Below are 24072 nucleotides of genomic sequence, written 5' to 3'. Positions count from 1 at the left end.
TGGTACGGGAGCTGGTGCCCGCCGGGTCGTGACGGCCGGACGGGACCCGGCTCTCCGGTGATTGTCAGTGCCGGGTCCTAACGTCGTTTCCATGACGCGATCCGTACAGGCACTCGCCTATGTCCGCCCTTCCGCGCTGGAGTCCACGGGCTCCGGCCGGCTGCTCGGTCTGGAGACGGCGGGGGGTCTCACACCCCGGGGGGCCGAGGCCCATCCCCGCTTCTTCGCCGGCTTCCTGGCCTCGCCGCAGGTCGCCGCCCGCGGTCTGCTCGCGGTCGCCGACGTGGCCGCGGCCCGCTACCACCAGCGGATACGGCCGGGGTCGCTCGACCCGGTGGTGACGGGGAACGGGGACCGGCTGCGGTTCGAGTCGTTCTCCGGCTGCGGCGGGGTGTACGCGCGCCTGGACGTGCTCGACGAAGGACTCGGCGGTACGGAGACGGGGCACGGAACGACCAACGTCGACGTCAACAACCCGCTGCGTGAGGCGCTGTCGCGGATGACGGGGGACGATCCGCTGCACCTCCGGGTGGGTCCGGAGGAGATGGCGGTGACCACGCTCGCGGGGGCGGTCGTGGAGAAGAAGGTCCCCCTGCCGGACCGCTGGCTGCGGGGCTTCGCCGAGGCGCAGGTCGCCTCGGCCCGGTTCGATCTGCGGGCCGAGCTGAGCGGGGCGGAGGCCGTCCGTTTCCTCCGGTCCCTGCCGCGCAACCAGGCCCGTGGGCGCGGGCCGATGTGGATCACGCAGTCCGGCCGGACCCTGCGGCCGACGACCCGGCCCGGCGCGGGTGCGGTGTGTCTGCCGGGACCCGACCGGCTCGTCGCCCTGGAGCGGGTGCTGCGGCACGCGACGGGGCTCCGGGTGTACGGGCCGGTGCCGGACGGCACCCTGGCCACGGCGAGCGCCTGGGAGGTGGTCCTGCCGGGCATGCGGCTCACGCTGACGCTGTCGCCCGACCCCGCGAGGGGCTTCTCCGGCGAGGGCGGGGTTCTTGAGGCCCTCGCGACGGAGGAGGCCGCGCAGGACGCCGAGCTGGTCGCGGTCCTCCTTGCCTGGGAGCCGCGGATCGACCCGGCCGACCTGGCGGCGCAGGCCGGGCTCACGATCGACCGGGTGCGGGCGGCGCTGACCCGGCTCGGCACGGCGGGGCGCGTGGGGTACGACGTGGCGGACGCGGCCTACTTCCACCGGGAGCTGCCGTACGACGCGGACCGCGCCGAGCGTCACAACCCGCGCCTGGTGAGCGCCCGCCGGCTGGTCGCGGAGGGCGCGGTGACCGTCGAAGGCGATCTGGCGACGGTGGCCTCGGGCGAACGGCGCTACCGGGTGCGGGAGTCGGACGGCGTGCTGAGCTGCACCTGCCAGTGGTGGGCCGACTACCGGGGCCGGCGTGGCCCGTGCAAGCACGCGCTCGCGGTCCGGATGGTCCGGCGGGGCGCGAGGCCCGAGCCCGTCGGTGCCGGGGGCGAGGGCGAGGGCGCGACGGTCACCGGAGCGGCGCGATGACGGGGAGCACCGGGGCGACGGTGGACGGCGGGGGCACCGAGATGGGGAACAGCCTGGTGAACAGGGTGATGGACGGCATGATGACCAAGGTGAGGAGCGCCGTGATGCGCGGGGCGGGGAACGACACGGGAAGCGGCACGGGAAGCGACGCGGGAAGGGACACGGGGAACGACGCGGGGAGCACGAGCGGCGACGCGGGACGCAGGGGCGGTACGGAGGGGGGCACCCCGGTCGAGCAGCTGCTCGCGGCGGTGCGCGCGGGGAGCGCCCACAAGGTACCGGCGCTTTTGGCGCCGCTGGACGCCGCCGCCCGGAAGACCGCCCTGGGACAGGTGAAGTCGCTGCGCTCCGAGGTGCGCGCCTGGGACTGGAAGCGGTGGAACGAGGCGACCGCCGTGCGGCGCGCGCTGTACGTGGCGGGCGCCGGCTGTCAGACCGGTGCGGCCGCGACGGCGACCTGGCTCGGCGGCCGCGACCTGCTGAGCTGGCGCTCCGAGGACGGCACCCTGGTCCTCTCGGTGCTCGCCGACCGGGATCCGGCGTGGACGGCGGACGTGGCGCAGCGGCTCGCGGCACGGCCCGCCGTGGCGGAGAGCAGTTACGGCCTGATCCGCGGACTCGTGGAGCGCTCCGGGTGCGCGGTGCCCGCGACCGACGGCTATGTCCTCGCGTGGACGCGGGAGATCACCGACTCGCGCCTGCTGGAGCGGCTCCGGGAGGACTCGCACACGCGGGTGCTCGTGCCGCACGCGCTCGCCATGGCCGAGACGCCCGACCGGCTGACCTGGTCGGTCGGCCCCGAGGCGCCGACGCACTGGCCGACCGCGCTCGCGGCGCTCGTCACGGAGGGCGTGCTCGACCGGGCCCAGGTCGTGGACCTGTGCGTCTCCCGGCTGCTGCGCGGCGGCCGGGCCCGGGACCTGCGGTTCCCGCTTGAGGTGCTGCGGCTCGTCGAGCCGAGCGCGGCCGAGCGCCGGGAGCGGGTCCCGGACTGGATCGGGATGACGGCCGACGCGCCGTCCCCGGTCGCGGGGTACGCGCAGGAGGTCCTCGCGGGCCTCGCCGCCGACGGCGCGCTGTCGGCCGGGGCGCTGGCCGAGATGACGGGCGGGGTGCTGTTCCGTACGGAGAAGAAGCTGGTGCGGGCCCAGTTGACGCTGGTCGGCAAGGTGCTGGCGCGGGAGCCGGGCGCGGTGGAGGAGCTGCTGCCGGCCGTGGCGGAGGCCTTCGGGCACGAGGACACCACGATCCAGGAGAGGGCCCTGAAGCTGGTGGGCCGTCATGCGGCGGCGGTGGACGCCTCCGTACGCCGTGAGCTCGCCGAGCAGGCCGGTCTGCTGAGTCCGGTGCACCGTCCGGCGGCCGTGGCGCTGTTCGGGAACGACCTGGAGGTGGAGTCCGGGGTCCCGTACGAGGAGATCCTGCCGCCGGTCCCGGAGCGGGAGCGGGTGGCTCCGCCGGCGACGACGGTCGAGGCGCTGGTGGAGGAGCTGGTGACGAGGGGCCAGTACCAGGACTCGGCGGCGTTCGAGCGGACGCTCGACGGTCTGGTGCGGCTCGCGCGGCGGGACCGGGCGGGGCTCGAGGCGGCGGTGCGCGAGGCGTTCCCGACGGAGCACTGGGAGCACCAGCACTACTTCACCCACTACACCCACGGGGCGGAGGTGGTACTCGCGGGGCTGCTGGGACTGCTGCCGGGGTGGCGCGTCGACTCCGGGCGGGCGAAGGGCAACGACCGGAAGGCCTGCCACCACGAGGCGCTGTCGGGGATCGTGGACGCGCGCCTGTGGGAGGCCGCCGGCCTGATCGGCACGGACGCGCTGCCGTTCCTGCTCGCCGCACCGACCCTGCACACGGGCGAGATCGACCCGGTGGTGCTGGTGGAGCGGCTGCGCGGCTACCGGGACGCGGGCGTCGAGCCGGCCCCGGCCGACTTCGCCCAGGCGCTGCTCCGGGTCGGGCGCGGAAACCCGTCGGCCGGGCGGGCGGCGCAGGAGGCCGAGGCGCTCGGCACGCGGGCGGGAGGACGGCTCGCCGCGTGGCTGCGTGCGGGGGAACCCCTGGGGACGAGGGTGCGGTTCCTCGCCAGGGGGAAGGACCTCGCCTCGCAGAAGTGGTGGCTGACGGACCGGATCGTCGTGGAGATCGACGATCGCCCCGTGGTGCGCAAGGAGTTCCCGGCGGCCTTCCGGTGGCTGGGGGGCGAGCTGCGGGCGACTCCCCGTCGCTGCTACCACTGGCTGGACACGCGGGCGCACTGGGCCACGGCGTTGCCGGTGGACCGTGAGTTCGTGGCGGCGTGCGTCCTGTCCTCCCTCGCTTCGGGGGCCGACGCGGACCAGCGCGGTGTGACCGAACCGCTCACCGCGCTCGCCGAGGCGGGCGGCCCGGCGGGCCGGGCCGTCCATCTCGCCGTGGCGTTCGGTCTGGGCTGTCAGGACGCCGACGACCGGCTGCGCGCGGTGGACGCCCTGCTCGTCCTGGCGTCGCGGGGCGACCTGGACGCCCGGCGGCTCGGCACGGAGCTGGCGTGGCTGGTCGTGGAGGGCTCGGTGAAGCCGAACCGGCTGGCGGACGCGCTCCGGACGACGGCCGCCACGGGCGCGTACGGCACGGTCTGGGCGGTCCTGGAGCCGATGCTGCCGGAGCTGCTCGGCGCGGAGAAGCCGGTACGAGGTCTGGGCGAGGTACTCGCGGTCGCGGCCGACTGCGTGGAGCGGTGCGGGGCCCGGGGCGAGGTGGCCGGGCTCGACGCGATGGCCTCGGCACGGAGCGCCTCGCAGTTCGTCGTCCAGGCGAAGCGGCTGTCGGGCGCACTCGGCCAGGGGGCCGATCAGCCTCTGACAGAAACGGCCTGAATCGTTCTTTAAGCCGCCAGATGGGCGCTTAACCCGTCAGTCACAAAGCGTTCGTGATCACGCAACACCACTGGGTCACAGTGAGGTCATGACCGATGTGACGTCTTCGAAGAGCGCCCGCCGTCCGCACCACTGGCGGCACGACCTGATCGAGCTCGCCGCACTGTTCACCGCAGTGGTGGTGGCCGACACGATCGCCAAGACCATCGCCAAGGGTCCCGACGGACCCTACCTCCTGGTGTTCTCGGCGATCGCGCTGGCCGCCACCGCCGCCTTCCACACCTGGTGGGCGCGGAGGCGCAGTCATGCGAGCCATGCCCCGCCCGCCGGACACACCGGCGGGCACTCCCCCGTGGCCGTCCCGGTGAGGACCGAGGAGGAGCGGGACGAGACGGGGCCCGTGGTGCCCGTCGAGACCACACTGTGGCGGATGCGGACCACCGTCGCGGACACGCCGGGCAGCCTCGCCGCCCTGTGCACGGTCCTCGCCCGCCTGGGCGTGGACATCCTCACCCTCCAGACGCATCCGCTCGCCGACGGAACGGTCGACGAGTTCCTGCTGCGGGCCCCCGCCGATCTCTCGGCCCACGCCCTCGCCCGTGAGACGGCGGCGGCCGGCGGCCGCGACACCTGGACCGAGCGGGCCGACGCCCACGACCTGGTGGACACCCCGACCCGGGTCCTCGGCCTGGCCACCCGTACGGCGCTCGACGCGGCCGAGCTGCCGCTCGCGCTGCGCCAGCTCCTGGGCCGCTGCACCCTCCACTCCGTGCCCGCCGTCTCGCTCACCGGCCGCCCCACCGGCGAACCCGCCCCGGTCGAGGGCGTCCTGGAGGAGACCGTGATGCGACTGCGCGACCCGAACGGCGGCACGCTCATCGTGGAGCGGCCCTACCTCCCCTTCACCCCGACCGAGTTCGCCCGGGCCCGCGCCCTCGTGGAGCTCGACGCCCGGCTCGGCCCCCGCGTCCCGCGCAGCCAGGACGTACTGACCCTCCCCGAGGGCAACGAGATCACCGTCCGCCGCGCCGATCAGCGCGACCTGCCCGCCGCGCGCGCCATGCACGACCGCTGCTCGGCACGCACCCTCGGCCTGCGCTACCACGGTCCCGTCGGCGACGCCGACCGCTACCTCGACCATCTGCTCAGCCCCCGCTTCGGGCGCACCCTCGCCGTCCAGACGGCCTCCGGCCGGCTCGTCGCCCTCGGGCATCTGCTCTGGGACGGCGACGAGACCGAGGTGGCGCTGATGGTGGAGGACGACTGGCAGCGGCGCGGCATCGGCTCCGAGCTCCTCGGCAGGCTGGTGGCGATGGCCGAGGAGGCCGGCTGCGCGAGCGTGTACGCGGTGACGCAGTCGTCCAACACCGGAATGGTGGCCGCGATGCGGGCGCTCAACCTTCCCCTCGACTACCAGATCGAGGAGGGGACCCTGGTGATCACAGCCCGGCTGGCCTCGGCAACGCGGCCGGCCGCCCGGCCCCAGCACCGTGAGACGCAGCAGGAACAGCCGCGCGAAGGGGTGCGGCGGGCGGAGCGCTGAGCGCCCAGGTCAGATCCCGCCAGAGATCCTCGACGTCCTCGAGACCGACCGACATCCGCAGCAGGCGGTCGCTGACGCCCGCCGAGCGCCGGTCGCCCTCGGCCACGATGCGGTGGCTGATGGAGGCCGGGTGCTGGATGAGGGTGTCGACGCTGCCGAGGCTGACGGCGGGGGTGATGAGCCGGACGCCGGCGATGACGTCGTGCGGGTCTCCGTAGACCTCGAAGGCGATCATGGCGCCGCCGATCCGCGGGTAGTGGACCTGCGCGATCCGGGGGTCGGTGGCGAGGCGCCGTACGAGCTCCGCCGCCGTGCCGGACGCGGCCCGCACCCGTACCGGCAGGGTGGAGAGACCGCGCAGCAGCAGGTAGCCGGCGAGCGGGTGCAGCACTCCACCAGTGGCGAAGCGGACCTGGCGGAGGGTACGGGCGAACGCCTCGTCGCAGGCGACGACGCCGCCCATGACGTCACCGTGGCCACCGAGGTACTTGGTCGCGCTGTGCAGCACGATGCGGGCGCCCTGCTCGACCGGGCGCTGGAGCACGGGCGTGGCGAAGGTGTTGTCGACCAGGAGCGGCACGGAGCCGCAGGAGTGGGCGAGGGCGCGGATGTCCGCCTCGGCGAGGGTCGGATTGGCGGGCGACTCCACCATGACCAGGCCGGTGTCGGGCCGTATCGCCTCCGCCACGCCCGCCGGGTCGGTCCAGGTCACCTCGGTGCCGAGCAGACCGGCGTCGAGCAGGTGGTCGCTGCAGCCGTACAGCGGACGGACCGCGACGACATGGCGCAGGCCCTGGCTCGCCCGGGCGAGGAGGACGGCGGTGAGGGCCGCCATGCCGCTGGCGAACGCGACGGCGGCCTCGGCGCCCTCCAGGCGGGCGAGGGCCTCCTCGAAGCGGGCGACCGTGGGGTTGTCGAGCCGGGCGTAGACCGGGGGCCCGTCGAGCCGGGCTCCGGTGGTGGCGAACTCGTCGATCCGGGCGGCCTCGGCCCGGGCGTCGTACGAGGGGTAGGTGGTGGACAGGTCGATCGGCGGGGCGTGCAGACCGAGCGAGGCGAGGTCTTCGCGGCCGGCGTGCACGGCTTCGGTGGCAAGGGCTCTCGGGGTGTCCGAGGGGCCGTAGTCCATGGCGTCCATGGCGGCACTGTGAACGGATACCGGGAAGTAGCGGGAAATCGCCGTGCTACGTTCGCCAGATGGCCGATTCTGTCGTACTGGACGCGGTCGATCTGCACATTCTTCGCCTCCTGCAGAACGACGCCCGGACCACCTACCGCGAACTCGCCGCCGAGGTCGGAGTGGCACCGTCCACCTGCCTGGACCGGGTGGCGCGTCTTCGCCGCACGGGCGTGATCCTCGGACACCAGCTACGACTGGATCCGGCCAAACTCGGCCGAGGGCTTGAAGCGCTCCTTCTCGTCCAGGTCCGGCCGCACCGGCGGGAACTGATCGGTCCGTTCGTCGACCGGATCCGGGCCCTGCCGGAGTCCCGGGCGCTGTTCCATCTGACGGGACCCGACGACTACCTGGTGCACGTGGCTGTAGCGGACCCCGCCGACCTGCAACGACTCGTCCTCGACGAGTTCACCTCGCGCCGTGAGGTGGCCCGCGTCGAGACCCGGCTGATCTTCCAGGAGTGGGAGTGCGGCCCGCTTCTGCCGCCCGTTTCGAGCCCGTCCTTGTCAGCCGACTGACCCTCGACGAGGGTGACGCGGGCTTGCCGGAGGCGCCAGGATGGCCCCCATGCCAGAGACTTCCAGCAGCCCGCTGCCCCGCCAGGTCGCCGACGAACACGTCGACGCACTCATCGCCCTCGACCCGATCACCGGTACGTACCTGGGAGTCAAGGAGAGCGCCGGACTGCTGCCCGACTTCTCGCCGGCCGGCCAGCGGGCCGTGGCCGACCTCGCCCGCCGGACGCTCGCCCGGCTCGACGCGGCGGAGCGCGTCCCGGGTGCGGACAGCGAGGCCGAGCAGCGGTGTGCCCGTCTGCTGCGGGAGCGCCTGACGGCGGAACTCGCCATGCTCGAGGCCGAGGAGGGCCTCTGCACGGTCAGCAACATGCGTTCGCCGGCGCACAGCGTCCGCATCGTCTTCACGGTGATGCCGACGGAGACCGAGGAGGACTGGGCCGCGGTCGCCGCCCGGCTGCGCGCGGTCCCGGCCGCGCTCGAGGGCTACCGGTCCGCGCTCGCGCTCGGTCTCGAGCGCAAGCTCCTCGGCGGGCCGCGCCCCACCGCCACCTTCGTCGAGCAGCTCACCGAGTGGGCGGGCGCGGAGAGCGGAAAGCCGGGCTGGTTCGAGGAGTTCGCCACCGCGGCCCCCGACACCCTGCCGGAGGATCTGCGCGCCGGGCTCGCGAAGGCGGGCCGGGGCGCCACCGAGGCCGTGACGGACCTGCGGGACTGGATGCGGGACGTGTACGCCCCGGCCGTCGCCGACGCCCCGAACACGGTGGGCCGGGAGCGCTACCAGCGCTGGACCCGCTACTTCAACGGCACCGATCTGGACCTCGACCAGGCGTACGCGTACGGCTGGACCGAGTACCACCGGCTGCTCGGCGAGATGCGGACCGAGGCCGAGCGGATCCTGCCCGGCGCCGGCCCCTGGGAGGCGCTCGCCCACCTCGACGAGCACGGCGCCCATGTCGAGGGGGTCGACGAGGTGCGGGTCTGGCTCCAGCAGCTCATGGACGAGGCCATCGAGGCGCTCGACGGCACCCACTTCGAACTCGCGGAGCGGGTACGGCGGGTGGAGTCCCGCATCGCCCCGGCGGGCGGCGCCGCCGCGCCGTACTACACCGGCCCGTCCGAGGACTTCTCCCGGCCCGGCCGCACCTGGCTCCCGGTGGACGGCACGACGCGCTTCCCGGTGTACGACCTGGTGTCGACCTGGTACCACGAGGGCGTACCCGGCCATCACCTCCAGCTCGCCCAGTGGGTGCACGTCGCCGACCGCCTCTCCCGCTACCAGGCGACCATCGGCAAGGTCAGCGCCAACTGTGAGGGCTGGGCGCTCTACGCGGAGCGCCTGATGGACGAACTCGGCTTCCTGCCCGACGCGGAGCGGCGCCTCGGCTACCTCGACGGGCAGATGATGCGCGCGTGCCGGGTGATCGTGGACATCGGCATGCACCTGGGCCTGGAGATCCCGGCGGAATCGCCGTTCCACCCGGGCGAGCGGTGGACGCCCGAGCTGGCCCAGGAGTTCTTCCAGCGGCACAGCAGCCGCCCGCCGTCCTTCGTGGAGAGCGAGCTGACCCGCTATCTGTCGATGCCGGGCCAGGCCATCGGCTACAAGCTGGGCGAGCGCGCCTGGCTGCTCGGCCGCGCCAACGCGCGGGCGGCGCACGGTGACGCGTTCGACGCGAAGGCCTGGCACATGGCGGCCCTCTCGCAGGGCCCGCTGGGCCTCGACGACCTGGTCGACGAGCTCTCGCGGCTGTGAGGACCGAGCACCGAGATCCCCGGTCGATCGCTTGATCGGCCGGGGAATCCCCTGCTATCTCTCGTACATGACCTCCGAGTACACCCCCGACGCCACCGACTGGCGCATTCTCGAAGCCCTCCAGTCCGAGGGCCGCGCCAGTTTCGCCGAGCTCGCCCGTACGGTGTCGATGTCGCCGTCCGCGGTGACCGAGCGGGTGCGGCGCCTTGAGGAGGCCGGGGTGATCACCGGGTACACGGCGATCGTCGACCAGGACCGGCTCGGGCTGCCGATCCTGGCATTCGTACGGCTCCGCTACCCGCACGGCAACTACAAGCCGTTCCACGATCTGCTCGGTACCACCCCGGAGGTCCTGGAGGCGCACCACGTCACCGGCGACGACTGCTTCGTCCTCAAGGTCGCCGCGCGGTCCATGCGGAACCTTGAGGAGATCTCCGGAAAGATCGCCACGCTCGGTTCGGTGACCACCAGCGTGGTCTACTCCTCGCCGCTGCCGAGGCGTTCGCTCAGCCGCTGAGCGCGTCCCCTCCGGTGCGGAGACGTACGGCCGAGCCGTGCCGCGCCTTGACGACCTCCAGTTGGGCCGGGATCCGGCGGCGCAGATCGCCGACGTGGCTGACGATGCCGACGCTGCGGTCTCGCTCGCGCAGCGAGTCGAGGACGTCGAGGACCTCGTCGAGCGTCTGCTCGTCGAGGCTGCCGAAGCCCTCGTCGATGAAGAGGGTGTCGAGCCGTACGCCGCCCGCCTCGTCCGTGACGACGTCCGCGAGACCGAGGGCGAGCGCGAGCGAGGCGAAGAAGGTCTCGCCGCCGGAGAGCGTGGCGGTGTCGCGCTCGTTGCCGGTCCAGGCGTCGACGACGTGCAGGCCGAGGCCGGCCCGCTTGCCGCCGGAGCGTGCGTCCGAGTGGACCAGGGTGTAGCGGCCGGAGGACATCCGCTGGAGTCGGGCGGTCGCGGCGGCCGCGACCTGTTCGAGGCGGGCGGCCAGGACGTACGACTCCAGGCGCATCCGGCGCTCGTTCTCGGCCGAGGTGCCGGCGGTGAGGGCGGCGAGGCGGGCCACCCGGTCGTACTCCTCGCGGAGCGGCCCGAGGCGGCGGACCTCGGTGAGGGCCGACCGGGAGAGGCCGGCCAGGCCGGTGGCGCGTTCGCGGGCGGCGGACAGGACCGAGTCGGCCTCGCGGAGCGCGCGTTCCGCCGCGCTGTGGGCGGCGCCGGCCGCCGCGGGGTCGGCCGGCGGAAGCGCGGCGGCGGCCGCGGTACCGGGCTCGGCGAGCCGGTCGGCGACGGCGGCGGCCTCGGCCTGCCAGGCGTCCACGCGCTGCTGGTGGTCGCGGCGCTCGCCCTCGCGCAGGAGGGCGGCGGCGGCCTCGGCCGGGGTGGCGAAGCCCGCGCGGTAGGCGGCGTCGGCGAGGCGGTCGTCGGCCTCCTTGAGGCGCTGGGCGGCGAGTTCGGCGGCCCGCACGGTGCCGGTGGCGTCGACCAGGAGGGCGATCCGCCGCTCCAGGCGGGTGGCGTGTTCGGCCACGGTGGCGAACGCGCCGCGGCCCCGGGTGAGTTCCTCGTCGAGGGCGAGCTGTTCGCGGTCCAGGGCCTCGCGCCGCGAGGTCCGCGCGGCGACCCGCCGTTCCGCCTCCCGCTGGGCGGCGACCCGCTTCTCGTACTCGCGCTCGGCCCGCGCGAGCGTCTCCCGTGCGCTGTGGGTCTGTCCGGCGAGCGCGTGCGCCTCGGCGTGGAGGCCGGTCAACTCCTCGACCTCATGGGCGAGTTCACCGACGGTGGGTTCGGGCGATCCGGTCGGGGCGCCCGCCTGGACCTCCGCGCGGGCCGTGGACCAGGACTCGTGGGTGACGGCGAGCGCACGCTCGGCGGCCGTACGGGTCTCCTCGGCGCCGGTGTAGGCGGCGTAGGCGGCGTCCTCGGTGGCGCGGTCGACGTGGTCGGCGGTGGTGCGGGCGGGGGCCGGGTGGGCGGTGGAGCCGCAGACCTGGCAGGGGTCGCCCGGGGCGAGGGTCACCGCGAGTTCGGCCGCGATGCCCTCCAGGCGGCGGGACTTGACGTCGAGCCAGCTCTCGTGGGCGGTGTTCCGGCGCTCCCGGGCGTCCGCGAGGCGCGCCTCGGCCGCCCGGGTGTCCTCGGCGAGGGCGTCACGGCGGCGGGCCGCGTCGCGGCGGCGGCGGGCGGGTTCGAGACGGCCGGCGAGGTGCTCGGCACGGGCGGCGGCGTCGCGGGCGGCCTCGACGTGCTCGCTGAGCGCGGCGCGCCGCGGCTCCCAGCCGGCGAGCCAGTCGGCGGTGTCACGGAGGACGTCGTCGTCGGCGCGTGCCTCGCGCGCGAGCGCGGCGCGTTCGTCGGCGATCGTGGCGGCGCGGCGCTCGGCGCGGCGGGCGGCCTCCAGGCCGCCGAGCTCCTCGCGCAACCGGTGTTCGAGGGCGGAGAGGTGCTCGGCCCCGGCGTCGGCGAGGTCGGCGGGCAGCTGGGCGCGGGAGCGTGCGCGGGCGGCGTGCGCGGTGGTGTGCTCGCGCTCGGCGTCCTTGCGCAGTCCGAGCGCGGGGGCCACCCGGTCCGCCTTCAGGCTGCGGTCGAGGGCGGTCTGGAGGCGGTCCCGCTCGGGGGCGTGGGCGGTGAGCCGCTCGTGGCGGAGCAGCGCGTCGGCGTGTCGGGCCTGGCGGGCGGCCAGGTCGTTCTCGGCGTCGAGCGCGGCGCGTGCCGCGCCCTGCCGTGCCTCGGCCGCGTCGAGCCGTACGCGCGCGATGTCGAGTGCCTCACGAGCCTCCGTACGGGCGACGGCGGCCCAGGTGAGGACGGCGCCGGCGACGCCGGGGTCGCCGGGCCGTCCTTCGACCGCGGTACGGGCGACGGCGAGCCCCCCGGCGGCCTGGCCCATCCGGTGGGCGAGGGCGAGGAGCCGCTCGTCGCCCTCCTCGACCTGCTGCTGTGCGGCGCGCCGCAGTTCGGCGAGGCGCTCCTCCACGGCGGCGAAGCGGCGGGTGTCGAAGAGCCGGCCGAGGAGCTTGCCGCGGGCCTCGGCATCGGCGCGCAGGAAGCGGGCGAAGTCGCCCTGCGGGAGGAGCACGACCTGGCAGAACTGCTCGCGGCTCATGCCGACGAGCTGGGTGATCTCCTCCCCTATCTCCTGGTGGGAGCGGCTGAGGCCGTTCCACGCGCGCGTGGCGGGGTCGTACTCGCGCAGCCAGGTCTGGGCCTTCTCGGTGGTGAAGCCGCCGCCGCGCTTCTTCGGGCGCTGCTGGGCCGGGCGCCGGGTGATCTCCAGGCGCCGCTCCCCCACGGTCAGTTCGAGGACGACCTCGGTGGAGGTGCCGACGGGGGCGTGGTCGCTGCGCAGCGTCGCGCCGGGCGTCTGCCGGACGCCGGGCACGCTCCCGTAGAGGGCGAAACAGACGGCGTCGAGGACAGAGGTCTTGCCGGCGCCGGTCGGTCCGTGGAGGAGGAAGAGACCGGCGGCGGAGAGGGCGTCGAAGTCGACGGTCTGGGTGCCGCCGAAGGGTCCGAACGCGGTGATCTCCAGACGGTGCAGCCTCACCGGCCCACCTCGCGTTCGGCCGTGTCGACCCGTACGTCGTCGAAGGCGCCGTAGAGCACCGTCCGCTCGGCGCCGTCGAGGGCCGAGCCGCCGCGCACATGGGCCACGAAGTCCTCCGCGATCTGCTGGTCGGTGCGGTCCCTGAGCCGCTGGGCGTAAGAGGCGCCGGGGTCGTCGCCCGTCCGCTCGGGGTCGAAGACCAGGTTCAGGGTGTGCGGGAAGCGCGCGGTGAGCCGGGCCATCGGCTCGGCGGGGCGCACCGGGTCGGTGAGCGTGGCCTCGACCCAGGACTGCTCGTGGCGCGTGTGCGCGGGGTCGGCGAGGAGGTCGTCGAGCCGTCCCCGGAGCCGGGCGAGGGGGCGCGGGACGGGGCAGTCGAGCCGCTCGGCGCCGGTGATCGCCCCGCCGGGGGCGCTCGGGCCCAGGTCGACGAGCCACATGGTCTTGCGGTGGTCGGCCTCGGAGAAGGAGTACGCGAGGGGGGAACCGGAGTACCGGACGCGCGGGGTGACGGTCTGGCTGCCGTGGAGGTGGCCGAGGGCGACGTAGTCGACGCCGTCGAAGGTCCCGGCGGGGACGGCCGCGACGCCGCCGACGGTGATGTCCCGCTCGCTGTCGCTGGGCGCGCCGCCCGCGACGAAGGCGTGGGCGAGGACGACGGAGCGGGTGCCGGCGGGCCGGTCGGCGAGGTCGGCGCGGACCCGGTCCATGGCGGCGGCGAGCACGGCCTCGTGCCCGGCCTTCTCGGCGCCGAGCCGTTCCCGGACGAGGGCCGGTTCGAGGTAGGGCAGGCCGTAGAGGGCGACGTCGCCGTGGGCGTCGGTGAGGACGACGGGGGTGCCGATGCCGGCCGGGTCGGTACGGAGATGGATACCGGCGCGCTCCATGAGTCCGGCGCCGACGCCGAGACGGCGGGCCGAGTCGTGGTTGCCGGAGATCATCACTGTGGGCACACCGGCCTCGGCGAGACGGTGCAGCGCGGTGTCGAACAGCTCGACGGCGGGCAGCGGAGGCACGGCCCGGTCGTAGACGTCACCGGCGACGAGGACGGCGTCGACCTCGTACGCGTGGACGGTGGCCACGAGGTGGTCGAGGAAGGCGGCCTGGGCGTCGAGGAGGCCGACGCGGTGGAAGGACCGGCCGAGATGCCAGTCCGAGGTGTGCAGGAGCCTCACGATGCCGTCCCACCCCGCATGTGCGCCGCTCCTCGCCGCTGGTTCCCGTCCGTGTGCGCCCACCACGCTATCCCGCCGGGGGGTGTGGTCGGGTCCGTACGGGCTCGTCCGTCAGAGGGCGCCGATCAGGCCTTGCCCGTCACGGTTCACGCGGGCCTGCGGGCGTCCGTCACGCTTCGCGCCGGCCCGTGGGGCCCCTCACGGTTCACGCGTCCCCGGGTACGCCTCCGTCACGGTTCACGCCTCCCTGTCTCCCCCGTCACGGTTCACGCCTCCCTGTGTCCCCCGTCACGGTTCACGCGTCCCCGTACGCCTCGCCGCCCAGTTCGAGGGAGGCCGTGCCCGCCGTGGCGTCCGCGAGCCAGGCGCGGAAGGCGGGGACGTCCGAGTCCGGGAGGCCGATCTCGATCGTGACGGCGTCGGTGTAGCGCACGTCACGGACGGCGCGCCCGGTCGCCCGCAGGTCGTTCTCCAGTCTGCCCGCGCGCTGGTGGTCCACGGTGACGGTGGCGAGCCGGAAGCGCTGCCGGGTCACCGTGCCGAGCGCGTCGAGGGCCTCGCCGACCACCCCGCCGTACGCGCGGATGAGCCCGCCCGCGCCGAGCTTCACGCCGCCGTAGTAGCGGGTGACGACGGCGACGACGTACCGCATCTCGCGGCGCAGGAGCATCTGCAGCATCGGGACACCGGCCGTGCCGCCGGGCTCGCCGTCGTCGCTCGCCTTCTGGACGGACGCGTCGGCGCCGAGGACGTACGCGAAGCAGTTGTGGCTGGCGGTCGGGTGCTCCTTGCGGATGCGCGCGACGAACTCCTGCGCCTCCCGCTCGTCGGCGACGGGCGCGAGCGCGCAGAGGAAGCGCGAGCGGTTGATCTCGGACTCGTGCACACCCTCGCGGGCCAACGTGACGTACTGCTCCTGCATCCGGCCAGCCTACGTTCCGCGACCGCCGCCCCATTCCGGCGGTCACGGCAGCCCCGGCTACATCGCCTCCGGCTCGCGCTCCCCGGCGGCCGGTTCGGGCGGGGTCGCGAGGCCGGCGTACGGCAGGGCGCGCAGGGCGAGGGCCCAGCCGAGCCGGGCCTCGCCCGACTCGCTGGAGCGGCCGGTGAGCTCGGAGATGCGGCCGATGCGGTTGAGGACGGTGTTGCGGTGGCAGTAGAGCTGGTCGGCGGCCCGCGAGGCCGAGCAGCCGTGGTCGAGCCAGGCGCGCAGGGTGGTGAGGAGCGCGGCCCGCTCGCCGCCGGTGGCGAGCACCGAGCCGAGGTGGACGGTGACGATCCGCTCGGCGATGTCGGTGCGCCCGCTGAGCAGCACCTGGGCGAGCCGGTCGTCGAAGACGCCGACCTCACCGCTGCCGGCGGGGAGGGTACGGAGGGTCTGCTCGGCGAGTCGCAGGGCCCGCCCCGCCTGGGAGAGGCGGTCGAACTCCGGCGAGACCCCGGCGGTCGCCCCGGTCCGCTCGCGCAGGGCCGCGAGGAGCGCGCGCGTGGCCGGGTCGGTGCCGCCGAGCGGGGCGGCCGCCGCGGCCCGCCCGGCGGGCGCGTCGCGCCGGGGCAGCCGGACGATCCCGGCGTACCGGCCGGAGCGGGGCCGCCAGTACGACCACATGCCCTGGGCCTCCAGGACCGGCGAGGGGTGCGGCGGGGCGGCCGGGTCCTGGGCGGCGACCACGACGACGTACCGGTCGACCGGGGGGACGCCGAGCGCGGCCGCGGCGGCGGAGGCGACGGCGGGGTCGTCGGCGCGCCCGTCGAGCAGGGCCTCGAAGAGGGCGACGCGCCGGGTGTCCTGGCGGCTCTGGAGTTCCAGTTGGGCGATCCGGTACGCGTCGGCCATCGCGACCGAGTAGCGGTCGATGGTCTCCCAGACGCCGCTCGCCATGTCGAGCTCGACGTCCCGGCTGTCGGAATCCCGTCCGGCCCGGATCCGGAGGTACTCGGCCATGACCTGCCACAGGACCCGGCCGCCGCGCCGGTAGGCCTGGAGCACGGTGTCGAGCGGCACGCCCTGCTCGGCGCGGCGGCGGCCGGTCTCGCGGGCCGCCCACTCGAAGTCGCCGCCGGTCGCGGCGAGCCCGCCGAAGTCCTCCAGGGCGCGCAGCAGGTTGTCGCGGCAGATCTCCCAGAGGTCCTCGCGGGTGACGGGTGCGCCGGAGGCGTACGTACCGGAGTGGGCGCGGATGTCGTCGACGGCGCGGTCGGTGAGCCGGTCGATGTCGGCGAGCATCGCCGTGGCGAGCGCGCGTCGTAGCGCGCCGGAGCCACCGGAGCCGCTCAGGGGCGTGTGGAAGCCACCGGGGCGCGCGCCGGAGCCCGTCGGGCCGGCCTGGGTTCCGCCGGAACCGGAACCAAACCCGGAACCGGACCCGGAACCGGAGCCGGACCCGGACCCGGAGCCGGAGCGGAACCCGGAACCGGAGCCGTTCAGGGGCGGGCGCATTCCGCCGGAGCCTGTCGCGGGCGCGCCGGGGCCGCCCGCGCGCGCCGGAGTGGTGCGGCTTTCGCCGGGACGTGACCCCGGGGGCTCTCCGGGTGCGGCCGAGCTGTGCGTCATGGCTCGCACGGTAGCGCCGGGATTTGGCGAATGCCACGGGTCGGGCGGGACGGCGGGGCCACTGCCCAGCTCTACGGGCCACATGGTGGGCACCTGCACATGGCGTCCGGACGGGGTCGCGGCGGATTCTGTGCCGTGTCACCGATCGTCAACGGAGCTGTTGACTCCGCGTATCTGGAGCGTGCCATGTCACTGAGCGTCGCCGGCGTCCTCGGCGAGTCCGCCCGCCACTTCCCCGACCGGATCGCGGTCGTGGAGGGCGCGACCCGGCTGACCTACGGCGAGCTGTGGACGGAGGCGCTGCGCTGCGCCGCCGGGCTGCGCGAGGCCGGGGTGAAGCCGGGCGACCGGCTGGCCGTACTGCTGCCGAACACGATCGAGTTCCTGCGGGTGTACTACGGCGCGCTCGCCGCCGGCGCGACGGTCGTCCCGGTGCACGCGCTGCTCGTCGCCGACGAGGTGCGGTACGTCCTGGAGCACAGCGGCGCGGTGGGCATCGTCAGCGGCGGGCCGCTGTGGGCGGTCGCCGACGAGGCGGCGCGCGCGGCCGGCGTACGCGCCTTCCAGGGGGCGCCCTCGACCGCGCGGCCGCTCGCCGCCGCCGAGCCGGCGGAGCCCTCGGACACCGCGGTGATCCTCTACACGAGCGGAACGACGGGCCGCCCCAAGGGGGCCCTGCTCACCCATCTCAACATCGTCATGAACGCCTCGGTGACCTCGCAGGACCTGCTCGGGCTCGGCGCGGGCGACGTGGTCCTCGGCTGTCTGCCGCTCTTCCACAGCTACGGCCAGACCTGCGCGATGAACGGGACGCTCCGGCAGGGCGCGACGCTCGTGCTGATGCCCCGGTTCAGCGGCCCGGCCGCCCTGCGGGTGCTGGCCGACGAGGGCGTGACGGTCTTCATGGGCGTACCGACGATGTACCACGCCCTGGTGGAGGCGGCGGCCGGTTCCGACGTACGGCCGGAGGCCCTGCGCGCCGCCGTTTCGGGTGGAGCCGCGCTGCCGGTCGCCGTCCTGGAGCGCTTCGAGGAGACCTTCCGCACGCAGGTCCTGGAGGGGTACGGCCTGACGGAGACCTCGCCGGTCGCGACCTTCAACCAGCCGCACATCGGCCGCCGGCCCGGCACGGTCGGGCACCCGGTCTGGGGTGTGGAGGTGGGCATCGCGGACGCGGCCGTGGACGACGAGGTCCTGCTGCTCGCGGACGGCGGGATCGGTGAGGTCGTGGTGCGCGGGCACAACGTCTTCGCCGGCTACCTCGACGACCCGGAGGCGACCGCGGCGGCGGTCGTGGACGGCTGGTTCCGCACGGGCGACCTGGGTGTTCGGGACGAGGACGGCTTCCTGCGGATCGTGGACCGGAAGAAGGACCTGGTCATCCGCGGCGGCTTCAACATCTACCCGCGCGAGGTCGAGGAGGTGCTCGTGCGCCACCCCGCGGTCTCGGAGGTCGCCGTGATCGGCGTCCCCGACGACGCGAAGGGCGAGGAGGTCTGCGCGGTGGTGGTGCGCCGCGCGGGCGCCGCCCCGCTCTCCGAGGACGAGCTGGTCGACTGGTCGCGGGAGCGGCTCGGCCGCCACAAGTACCCCCGGATCGTGCGTTTCGTCGAGGAGCTGCCACTGGGCCCGACGGGCAAGATCCTGAAGCGCGCGCTGGTGGCGCAGGCCGGGCCGCAGGCCTGATACTCCGACGTTCCGAGGAAGGGCGGCATCGATGGTGGAGCGGGGACCCGAGGTCCTGATCCGGTACGGAGCCCTGCGCGGCTCGGCGAAGGACGGGGTGGCCGCCTTCCTCGGCGTGCCGTACGCACAGGCCCCGGTGGGCCCGCTGCGGTTCCGGGCGCCTGAGCCGGTCGAGCCCTGGGACGGGGTGCGGGAGGCCACGGCCTTCGGCGCGACGGCGCCGAAACGCCCGTACGCCCCACCGCTCGACGCGCTGCTCCCCGACCCCGACATCGCGGGCGACGACTGCCTCAACCTGAATGTGTGGGCCCCGTGGGACGCCCCGGACCGCCCGGGTGGCACGGACGGGGGTCCCGGTGAGGGCGGCCGCCCGGTGATGGTCTGGATCCACGGCGGTTCGCTCGTCCACGGCTCCTCGGCGGTCCCCGTCTACGACGGCACCGCCTTCGCCCGCGACGGAGTCGTCCTCGTCTCGGTCAACTACCGGCTGGGGATCGAGGGGTTCGGGGTCTTCCCCGACGCCCCCTGCAACCTCGGCCTGCGCGACCAGATCGCGGCGCTGACCTGGGTACGGGACAGCATCGCGGCCTTCGGCGGGGACCCGGAGCGGGTGACGGTCTTCGGCGAGTCGGCGGGCGCGATCTCGATCGCCGCGCTGCTCGCCTCGCCGCTCGCGAAGGGACTGTTCCGCCGGGCGGTGGTGCAGAGCGGGGCGCCCATCGCCCAGCCGCTCGACAGGGCGCGCCGGACCACGGAGGCGGTGGCCGCCCGGCTGAAGGTGCCGGCCACGGCGGATGCCTTCGCGCGCGTGGACCGGGATCGGCTGCTCGCGGCGCAGACGGAGGTGACCGGCAAGGGGTCGCCGCTGACCGGCGGTCACTCCTTCCAGATCGTCGTGGACGGCGAGGTGGTGCCGCGCGATCCGGCGGAGGCGCTCGCGGACGGGGCCTCGGCCGAAGTGGATCTGCTGATGGGCACGACCACGGAGGAGTACCGGCTGTGGTTCGTGCCGAGCGGGGTCACGGACCGGGTGGGCCCCGTGGTCCAGCGGCTCCTGCTGTGGAGGACGAAGGTGCCGTCCCGGACTGCCCGGGTGTACCGCGCGGGCCGTCCGCAGGAGAAGCCGGGCGAGGTCCTGGGCGCGCTCGCCACGGACAAGCTGCTCAGGATCCCGCTGAACGACCTCGCGGACGCCCGGCTCCGCTCCGGCGGTCGTCTGGGGACGGACGCGCGCGCGGGGACGTATCTGTACGAGTTCGGCTGGCGCTCCCCCGTGCTCGGCCTCGGCGCCTGTCACGCTCTGGAACTCGGCTTCGTCTTCGACACGCTCGACCTGCCGGAGACCCGCGCGCTGGCGGGACCTGACGCGCCGCGCGACCTGGCGGCGGCGATGCACGCGGCCTGGGTGTCCTTCGCGGCGACGGGCGACCCGGGCTGGCGCCGGTGGGATCCGGCCCGCCCGGTGATGACCTTCGGCCCGGGCCTCCCGTCCCTGGTCGAGGCCCCGCGTGAGGCCGAACGGCGGGCCTGGGACGCCTGAGGGCGATGGCGGGAATCACGGCAGGTGGTGGCCGGTTGACGTGGCTGACGGGCCACACCGAAGAGAGGCAGCGAGCGCGATGAGCGTCGAGAACACGACCGCCGACCCGACCGGCTACTCCGCCGAGGAGACCGTACGGCGGATCCTCACGTCCACCGGCGACACCTGGGCGGTGGTCGGCCTCTCCACGAACACGCGGCGGGCCGCGTACGGCGTGGCGGCCGTCCTCCAGCGCTTCGGGAAGCGGATCGTCCCGGTCCACCCGAAGGCGGAGACCGTCCACGGCGAGCAGGGGTACGCGTCCCTCGCCGACATCCCGTTCCCGGTCGATGTCGTCGATGTCTTCGTCAACAGCGAGCAGGCGGGCGGGATCGCCGACGAGGCGGTCGCGGTCGGTGCGAAGGCGGTCTGGTTCCAGCTGGACGTCATCGACGAGTCCGCCTTCGCCCGCACGCGCGCGGCGGGCCTGGACATGATCATGGACCGCTGCCCCGCGATCGAGATCCCGCGCCTGGGCTGAGGCCCTCGGGGCTCTTCGGGGCCTCAGGCGACGGGGACGCCGAGCCCCTCCAGGACGACGGCGCCCGGGAGTTGCGCGAAGGCCTTGCCCGGCAGGATGAGCTTGCCCCGCCTGCGGCCGCTGCCGACCAGGACCCACTCGGTGTCCACCACGGCGGCGTCCACGAGGAGGGGCCAGTCGGCCGGAAGGCCGATGGGGGTGATGCCGCCGTACTCCATGCCGGTCTCGCCGGTCGCGGTGTCCATCGGCGCGAACGAGGCCTTGCGGGCGCCGAGGTGCTTGCGTACGACCCCGTTGACGTCGACCCGTGTCGCCGACTTCACGACGCACGCGGCCAGGGTGGTCGTCTCGCCGCGCCTGCCCGCGACGACGACGCAGTTCGCGGACTCGTCGAGCAGGGCGGGCCCGTAGTGCTCGACGAAGACCGCGGTGTCGGCGATGGCCGGGTCGGTGTCCACGTACAGCAGCCGATCGGCCGGTACGGGCCCGGTCCAGGCCCGGACGGCGGCGGCGACGGGGCCGGTCAGCAGGTCGAGGCAGTCGGGGGCGGGCCGGGCGTCGTCGAAGGTGCCGATGGGTGCGCGCATACGCCTCACGCTAACAACGACCGCCCGGGACCCGGACGCTCGTCTCGACGTACGGGCGGCCGAGGGTACGGGCGGGCGGACTCGGGGCGTCTCAGCGTACGGGCGGGATGGAGACGGCCATCGTCATCTCGGCCGGCTCGTCGCCGTCGTTGCGGTACTCGTGCCCCGTGTTGGCCTCGAAGACGGCGGAGGTGCCGGCCGGCAGGCGGTGTTCCTCGCCGTCGACGACCAGGGTGAGGACTCCCGCGGTGACGTTGAGGAGTTCGATCGTCCCGTCGGGGTGCGGGTCGGAGGCGCTGCCGTCGCCCGGCATGAGGGTCCAGGACCACAGCTCCAGGGGGCCGCGGGCCTCGGTGCCGACGAGCAGGGTGGTGTGGCTTCCGGTGGAGGTGGACCACATGCGGACGGCCTGGTCCGGCGGGACGATCCGGACCTGGGGGCCCTGCTCGTAGTCGAGCAGCGTCGTGATGGAGACGCCGAGCGCGTCGGCGAGCTTCACGGTGGTGCCGACGCTGGGGTTCGTCCGGGCCTGTTCGATCTGGATGATCATGCCGCGGCTGACGCCCGCCCGTGCGGCGAGGGCGTCCAGGGTGAGTCCCCGCTCCTTGCGCCAGCGCTTCAGGTTCCGGGCGAGCGACTGCGTGAGCTGATCGAGGTCCGACACATTCCGTCCAATATTTTGGATGACAGAGTTCAATACACTGAACTACGGTGGGGTGCACCCGATTGTTCACTGCACTGTACTGCCGCCCGTGACTGCGAGGACTCATGACCGCCCTGTTCGCCCTGGCCACCAGCCTTCTGTGGGGCCTCGCCGACTTCGGCGGCGGGCTCCTGACGCGCCGGATCCCCGCCCTCACGGTCGTCGTGGTCTCCCAGCTGCTCGCGGTCGTCGTCCTCGGCACCGTCGTCCTCGCGACCGGCGCGTGGACCGAGGCGGGACCGCAGCTCTGGTACGCGGTCGGGGCGGGCGTCGTCGGCCCGGCTGCCATGCTCGCCTTCTACAAGGCGCTCGCGCTCGGCCCGATGGGCGTGGTCTCGCCGCTCGGTTCGCTCGGCGTCGTCGTCCCCGTCTCGGTCGGCCTGCTCGTCGGAGACCGGCCGGGGCTCGTCCAGTTCGCCGGGATCGGCGTGGCGATCCTCGGCGTGGTCCTCGCCGGCGGACCGGAGCTGCGCGGGGCGCCCGTCCAGCGCCAGGCGGTCCTGCTCACCCTGGTCGCGGCCTTCGGCTTCGGCTCGGTGATGGCGCTGATCGCCGAGGCCTCCACGACGGTCACCGGCCTGTTCCTGGCCCTCTTCGTCCAGCGCGTCACCAACGTCCTGGTGGGCGGCGGGGCCCTCTACGCCTCGGTGAAGCGCGGAGGCAGGGCCCTGCCCGAGGGCGGCCCGCAGGTGATCCGCGCGGCTCTCCCGGCCCTCGCGTTCGTCGGCCTCGCCGACGTCGCCGCGAACGGTACGTACGCGATCGCCGCCCAGCAGGGCCCGGTCACGGTCGCCGCCGTCCTCGCCAGCCTCTACCCGGTGGTCACGGCGCTCGCGGCCTACGGCGTCCTCAAGGAACGCCTCCGCGCGATCCAGGCGGCGGGCGCGGGCCTCGCCCTGGTGGGCACGGTCCTCCTCGCGACGGGCTAGGCGGGCCGACAGGCCAGGCGGGCCGGCCTAACGCGCCTGCTCGACCTCCCACGCCGCGAGCGCCGCGAGCTGTTCGGAGGTCACGTGGTCGGGGATCGGGACCGGGGCCGGGGTCCGCAGCGGGGGCTGCCAGCCCTTCTCCCTGTCCCAGCTGCGGACGACCTTCGCCGGGGCGCCCGCGACCACCGAGTGGTCGGGCACCTCGCCGCGCACCACCGCGCCCGCGGCGACGACCACATTCCGGCCGATGCGGGCGCCGGGCAGGATCACTGAGCCCGTGCCGAGCCAGCAGCCGGGGCCGATCGTGACGGGCTCCGAGCGGGGCCACTGACGGCCGACCGGCTCGTCCGGGTCGTCGTAACTGTGGTTGGTCGAGGTGATGTAGACGTACGGACCGCAGTATGTGTCCGAGCCGATGGTCACCTTCGCGTCGGCGATCACATGGCTGCCCCGGCCGAGGACGACGCCGTCGCCGAGCGTCAGCACCGTGTCCGTCCCGAGGTCCAGGCCCGGCAGCATCCCGGCCGTCAGCGTGACCTGCTCGGCGACGATGCAGCACTCGCCGATCTCGATCCACCGCTCGCCGAAGACCGTGCCCTGCGGGAACGCGAGCCGGGTGCCCGCGCCGAGCCGGCGGAAACGCAGCTTCCCGGGGTGCTCTGCCGTGACGGATCCGGTCTCCTGCACCCAGCGCCAGCCGCCCTGCACGGCACGGTTGAGCATCCGGCGCCGCCAGGCGGCAAGGGATGAGAACGTGTTTCTGTTCCTGGGCACCCGGACACCGTAGTCGGCACCGTCGTGCCTGATCACCGCAGTGCGCTGTGATGTCCGTCATGGGCACGGCATAGGCTGCGCCCGGGGGGCACCCCCGGGCGTGACATGACGGCTGACCATCAGGAGCGAACCATGACAGAGGCGTTGATCAAGGGTGTGGGCGGCAAGGAGCCGCAGATCGACCCGACCGCCTTCACCGCCCCGACCTCCGTCGTGCTCGGCGAGGTGACGCTCGCCGCCCGCGCCAGCATCTGGTACCACGCGGTGCTGCGCGCGGACTGCGGCCCCATCGCGATCGGCGAGGACTCCAACATCCAGGACAACTGCACGGTCCATGTCGACCCCGGCTTCCCCGTCTCGATCGGTGACCGCGTGACCGTCGGCCACAACGCGACCGTGCACGGCTGCGTCATCGAGGACGACGTGCTCGTCGGCATGGGCGCGACCGTCCTCAACGGTGCGCGGATCGGTGCGGGTTCGCTGATCGCCGCGCAGGCGCTCGTCCCGCAGGGGATGGAGATCCCGCCGGGCTCGCTCGTGGCGGGCGTCCCCGCGAAGGTCCGCCGTCCGCTGACCGAGGAGGAGCAGGCGGGCATCCGGCTGAACGCCGAGATGTATCTGCACCTCGCCAAGGGCCACGCGGAGGCCTTCGGATCGTGAGCCGTCCGGCGTCCGGTACGTGAGGGAGGGCGGCACCCGTCGA

19 protein-coding genes are annotated in these 24072 nt (G+C 74.4%); 11 read left to right on the top strand and 8 right to left on the bottom strand.

The features are described 5' to 3' along the window. Nucleotides 1–91 precede the first annotated feature (91 nt). From E0F75_RS18605 to E0F75_RS18595, 3 genes are all read left to right on the top strand, one after another. Nucleotides 92–1507: an SWIM zinc finger family protein gene (locus E0F75_RS18605; protein ID WP_187623641.1), complete on the top strand. Its 1416-nt coding sequence runs from the start codon at nucleotides 92–94 to the stop codon at nucleotides 1505–1507. Then, the gene (locus E0F75_RS18600; RefSeq protein ID WP_229312728.1) at nucleotides 1504–4365 is read left to right on the top strand and encodes a DUF6493 family protein; all 2862 of its coding nucleotides are present in this window, start codon (nucleotides 1504–1506) and stop codon (nucleotides 4363–4365) included. Before E0F75_RS18605 ends, E0F75_RS18600 begins: the two co-directional genes overlap by 4 nt. Before the next feature lie 88 nt (nucleotides 4366–4453). Beyond that, entirely contained in the window at nucleotides 4454–5908 is a 1455-nt protein-coding gene (locus E0F75_RS18595) for a GNAT family N-acetyltransferase (protein ID WP_187623640.1), read from the top strand. On the opposite strand, the gene E0F75_RS18590 is transcribed toward E0F75_RS18595, so the two are convergent. Further along, complete coding sequence (locus tag E0F75_RS18590; RefSeq protein WP_187623639.1) at nucleotides 5805–7046, bottom strand: PLP-dependent aspartate aminotransferase family protein; 1242 nt, start codon at nucleotides 7044–7046, stop codon at nucleotides 5805–5807. The two genes, E0F75_RS18595 and E0F75_RS18590, sit on opposite strands and share 104 nt — an antisense overlap. Nucleotides 7047–7105: 59 nt before the next feature. Here E0F75_RS18590 and E0F75_RS18585 point away from each other — a divergent pair, with 59 nt between their 5' ends. The 3 genes from E0F75_RS18585 to E0F75_RS18575 all read left to right on the top strand — a co-directional run bounded on the left by E0F75_RS18585 (nucleotide 7106) and on the right by E0F75_RS18575 (nucleotide 9873). Then, nucleotides 7106–7603: an Lrp/AsnC family transcriptional regulator gene (locus tag E0F75_RS18585; RefSeq protein WP_187623638.1), complete on the top strand. Its 498-nt coding sequence runs from the start codon at nucleotides 7106–7108 to the stop codon at nucleotides 7601–7603. A gap of 49 nt (nucleotides 7604–7652) precedes the next feature. Beyond that, nucleotides 7653–9356 carry a DUF885 domain-containing protein gene (locus E0F75_RS18580; RefSeq protein ID WP_187623637.1) on the top strand — a complete coding sequence of 568 codons (1704 nt, stop codon included), beginning with the start codon at nucleotides 7653–7655 and terminating at the stop codon, nucleotides 9354–9356. Nucleotides 9357–9423: 67 nt separating this feature from the next. Continuing rightward, entirely contained in the window at nucleotides 9424–9873 is a 450-nt protein-coding gene (locus E0F75_RS18575) for an Lrp/AsnC family transcriptional regulator (RefSeq protein ID WP_187623636.1), read from the top strand. On the opposite strand, the gene E0F75_RS18570 is transcribed toward E0F75_RS18575, so the two are convergent. The 4 genes from E0F75_RS18570 to E0F75_RS18555 all read right to left on the bottom strand — a co-directional run bounded on the left by E0F75_RS18570 (nucleotide 9863) and on the right by E0F75_RS18555 (nucleotide 16516). Beyond that, complete coding sequence (locus tag E0F75_RS18570) at nucleotides 9863–12901, bottom strand: AAA family ATPase (protein ID WP_187623635.1); 3039 nt, start codon at nucleotides 12899–12901, stop codon at nucleotides 9863–9865. The genes E0F75_RS18575 and E0F75_RS18570 overlap by 11 nt on opposite strands. Further along, the gene (locus tag E0F75_RS18565; protein ID WP_187623634.1) at nucleotides 12898–14076 is read right to left on the bottom strand and encodes an exonuclease SbcCD subunit D; all 1179 of its coding nucleotides are present in this window, start codon (nucleotides 14074–14076) and stop codon (nucleotides 12898–12900) included. The genes E0F75_RS18570 and E0F75_RS18565 overlap by 4 nt, the downstream gene beginning before the upstream one ends. Nucleotides 14077–14371: 295 nt before the next feature. Next, the gene (locus E0F75_RS18560; protein ID WP_187623633.1) at nucleotides 14372–14998 is read right to left on the bottom strand and encodes a YigZ family protein; all 627 of its coding nucleotides are present in this window, start codon (nucleotides 14996–14998) and stop codon (nucleotides 14372–14374) included. Between the two features lie 57 nt (nucleotides 14999–15055). After that, nucleotides 15056–16516, bottom strand: a complete 1461-nt coding sequence (locus E0F75_RS18555; RefSeq protein ID WP_229312727.1) for a CdaR family transcriptional regulator — start codon at nucleotides 16514–16516, stop codon at nucleotides 15056–15058. A gap of 300 nt (nucleotides 16517–16816) precedes the next feature. On the opposite strand from E0F75_RS18555, the gene E0F75_RS18550 reads away from it, so the two are divergent. The 3 genes from E0F75_RS18550 to E0F75_RS18540 all read left to right on the top strand — a co-directional run bounded on the left by E0F75_RS18550 (nucleotide 16817) and on the right by E0F75_RS18540 (nucleotide 20376). After that, nucleotides 16817–18316, top strand: a complete 1500-nt coding sequence (locus E0F75_RS18550) for a long-chain fatty acid--CoA ligase (protein WP_187623632.1) — start codon at nucleotides 16817–16819, stop codon at nucleotides 18314–18316. Nucleotides 18317–18347: 31 nt separating this feature from the next. Continuing rightward, on the top strand, nucleotides 18348–19856 hold the full coding sequence (locus E0F75_RS18545) for a carboxylesterase/lipase family protein (protein WP_187623631.1): 1509 nt from the start codon (nucleotides 18348–18350) through the stop codon (nucleotides 19854–19856). A 79-nt stretch (nucleotides 19857–19935) separates the two neighbouring features. Then, entirely contained in the window at nucleotides 19936–20376 is a 441-nt protein-coding gene (locus E0F75_RS18540; protein WP_187623630.1) for a CoA-binding protein, read from the top strand. A 23-nt stretch (nucleotides 20377–20399) separates the two neighbouring features. Here E0F75_RS18540 and E0F75_RS18535 read toward each other — a convergent pair whose 3' ends face one another. Both E0F75_RS18535 and E0F75_RS18530 read right to left on the bottom strand, forming a co-directional pair. Then, nucleotides 20400–20963 carry a YbaK/EbsC family protein gene (locus E0F75_RS18535; protein WP_187623629.1) on the bottom strand — a complete coding sequence of 188 codons (564 nt, stop codon included), beginning with the start codon at nucleotides 20961–20963 and terminating at the stop codon, nucleotides 20400–20402. Between the two features lie 91 nt (nucleotides 20964–21054). After that, nucleotides 21055–21627 (bottom strand): helix-turn-helix domain-containing protein, encoded by a 573-nt coding sequence (locus tag E0F75_RS18530; protein ID WP_187623628.1) that lies wholly within the window; start codon nucleotides 21625–21627, stop codon nucleotides 21055–21057. A gap of 104 nt (nucleotides 21628–21731) precedes the next feature. Here E0F75_RS18530 and E0F75_RS18525 point away from each other — a divergent pair, with 104 nt between their 5' ends. Beyond that, entirely contained in the window at nucleotides 21732–22595 is an 864-nt protein-coding gene (locus E0F75_RS18525; protein WP_187623627.1) for a DMT family transporter, read from the top strand. Between the two features lie 27 nt (nucleotides 22596–22622). On the opposite strand, the gene E0F75_RS18520 is transcribed toward E0F75_RS18525, so the two are convergent. After that, a complete protein-coding gene (locus tag E0F75_RS18520; RefSeq protein WP_187623626.1) occupies nucleotides 22623–23369 on the bottom strand; it encodes an acyltransferase in 747 nt (248 codons plus the stop codon). A 132-nt stretch (nucleotides 23370–23501) separates the two neighbouring features. Here E0F75_RS18520 and E0F75_RS18515 point away from each other — a divergent pair, with 132 nt between their 5' ends. Beyond that, on the top strand, nucleotides 23502–24029 hold the full coding sequence (locus tag E0F75_RS18515) for a gamma carbonic anhydrase family protein (RefSeq protein WP_187623625.1): 528 nt from the start codon (nucleotides 23502–23504) through the stop codon (nucleotides 24027–24029). Nucleotides 24030–24072: the final 43 nt, after the last annotated feature.

The organism is Streptomyces sp. CB02980, from assembly GCF_014451325.2.
Classification (GTDB): Bacteria; Actinomycetota; Actinomycetes; order Streptomycetales; family Streptomycetaceae; genus Streptomyces.
Note: the sequence above shows the minus strand (reverse complement) of the source record. Positions and strands in the feature narration are given on the sequence as shown.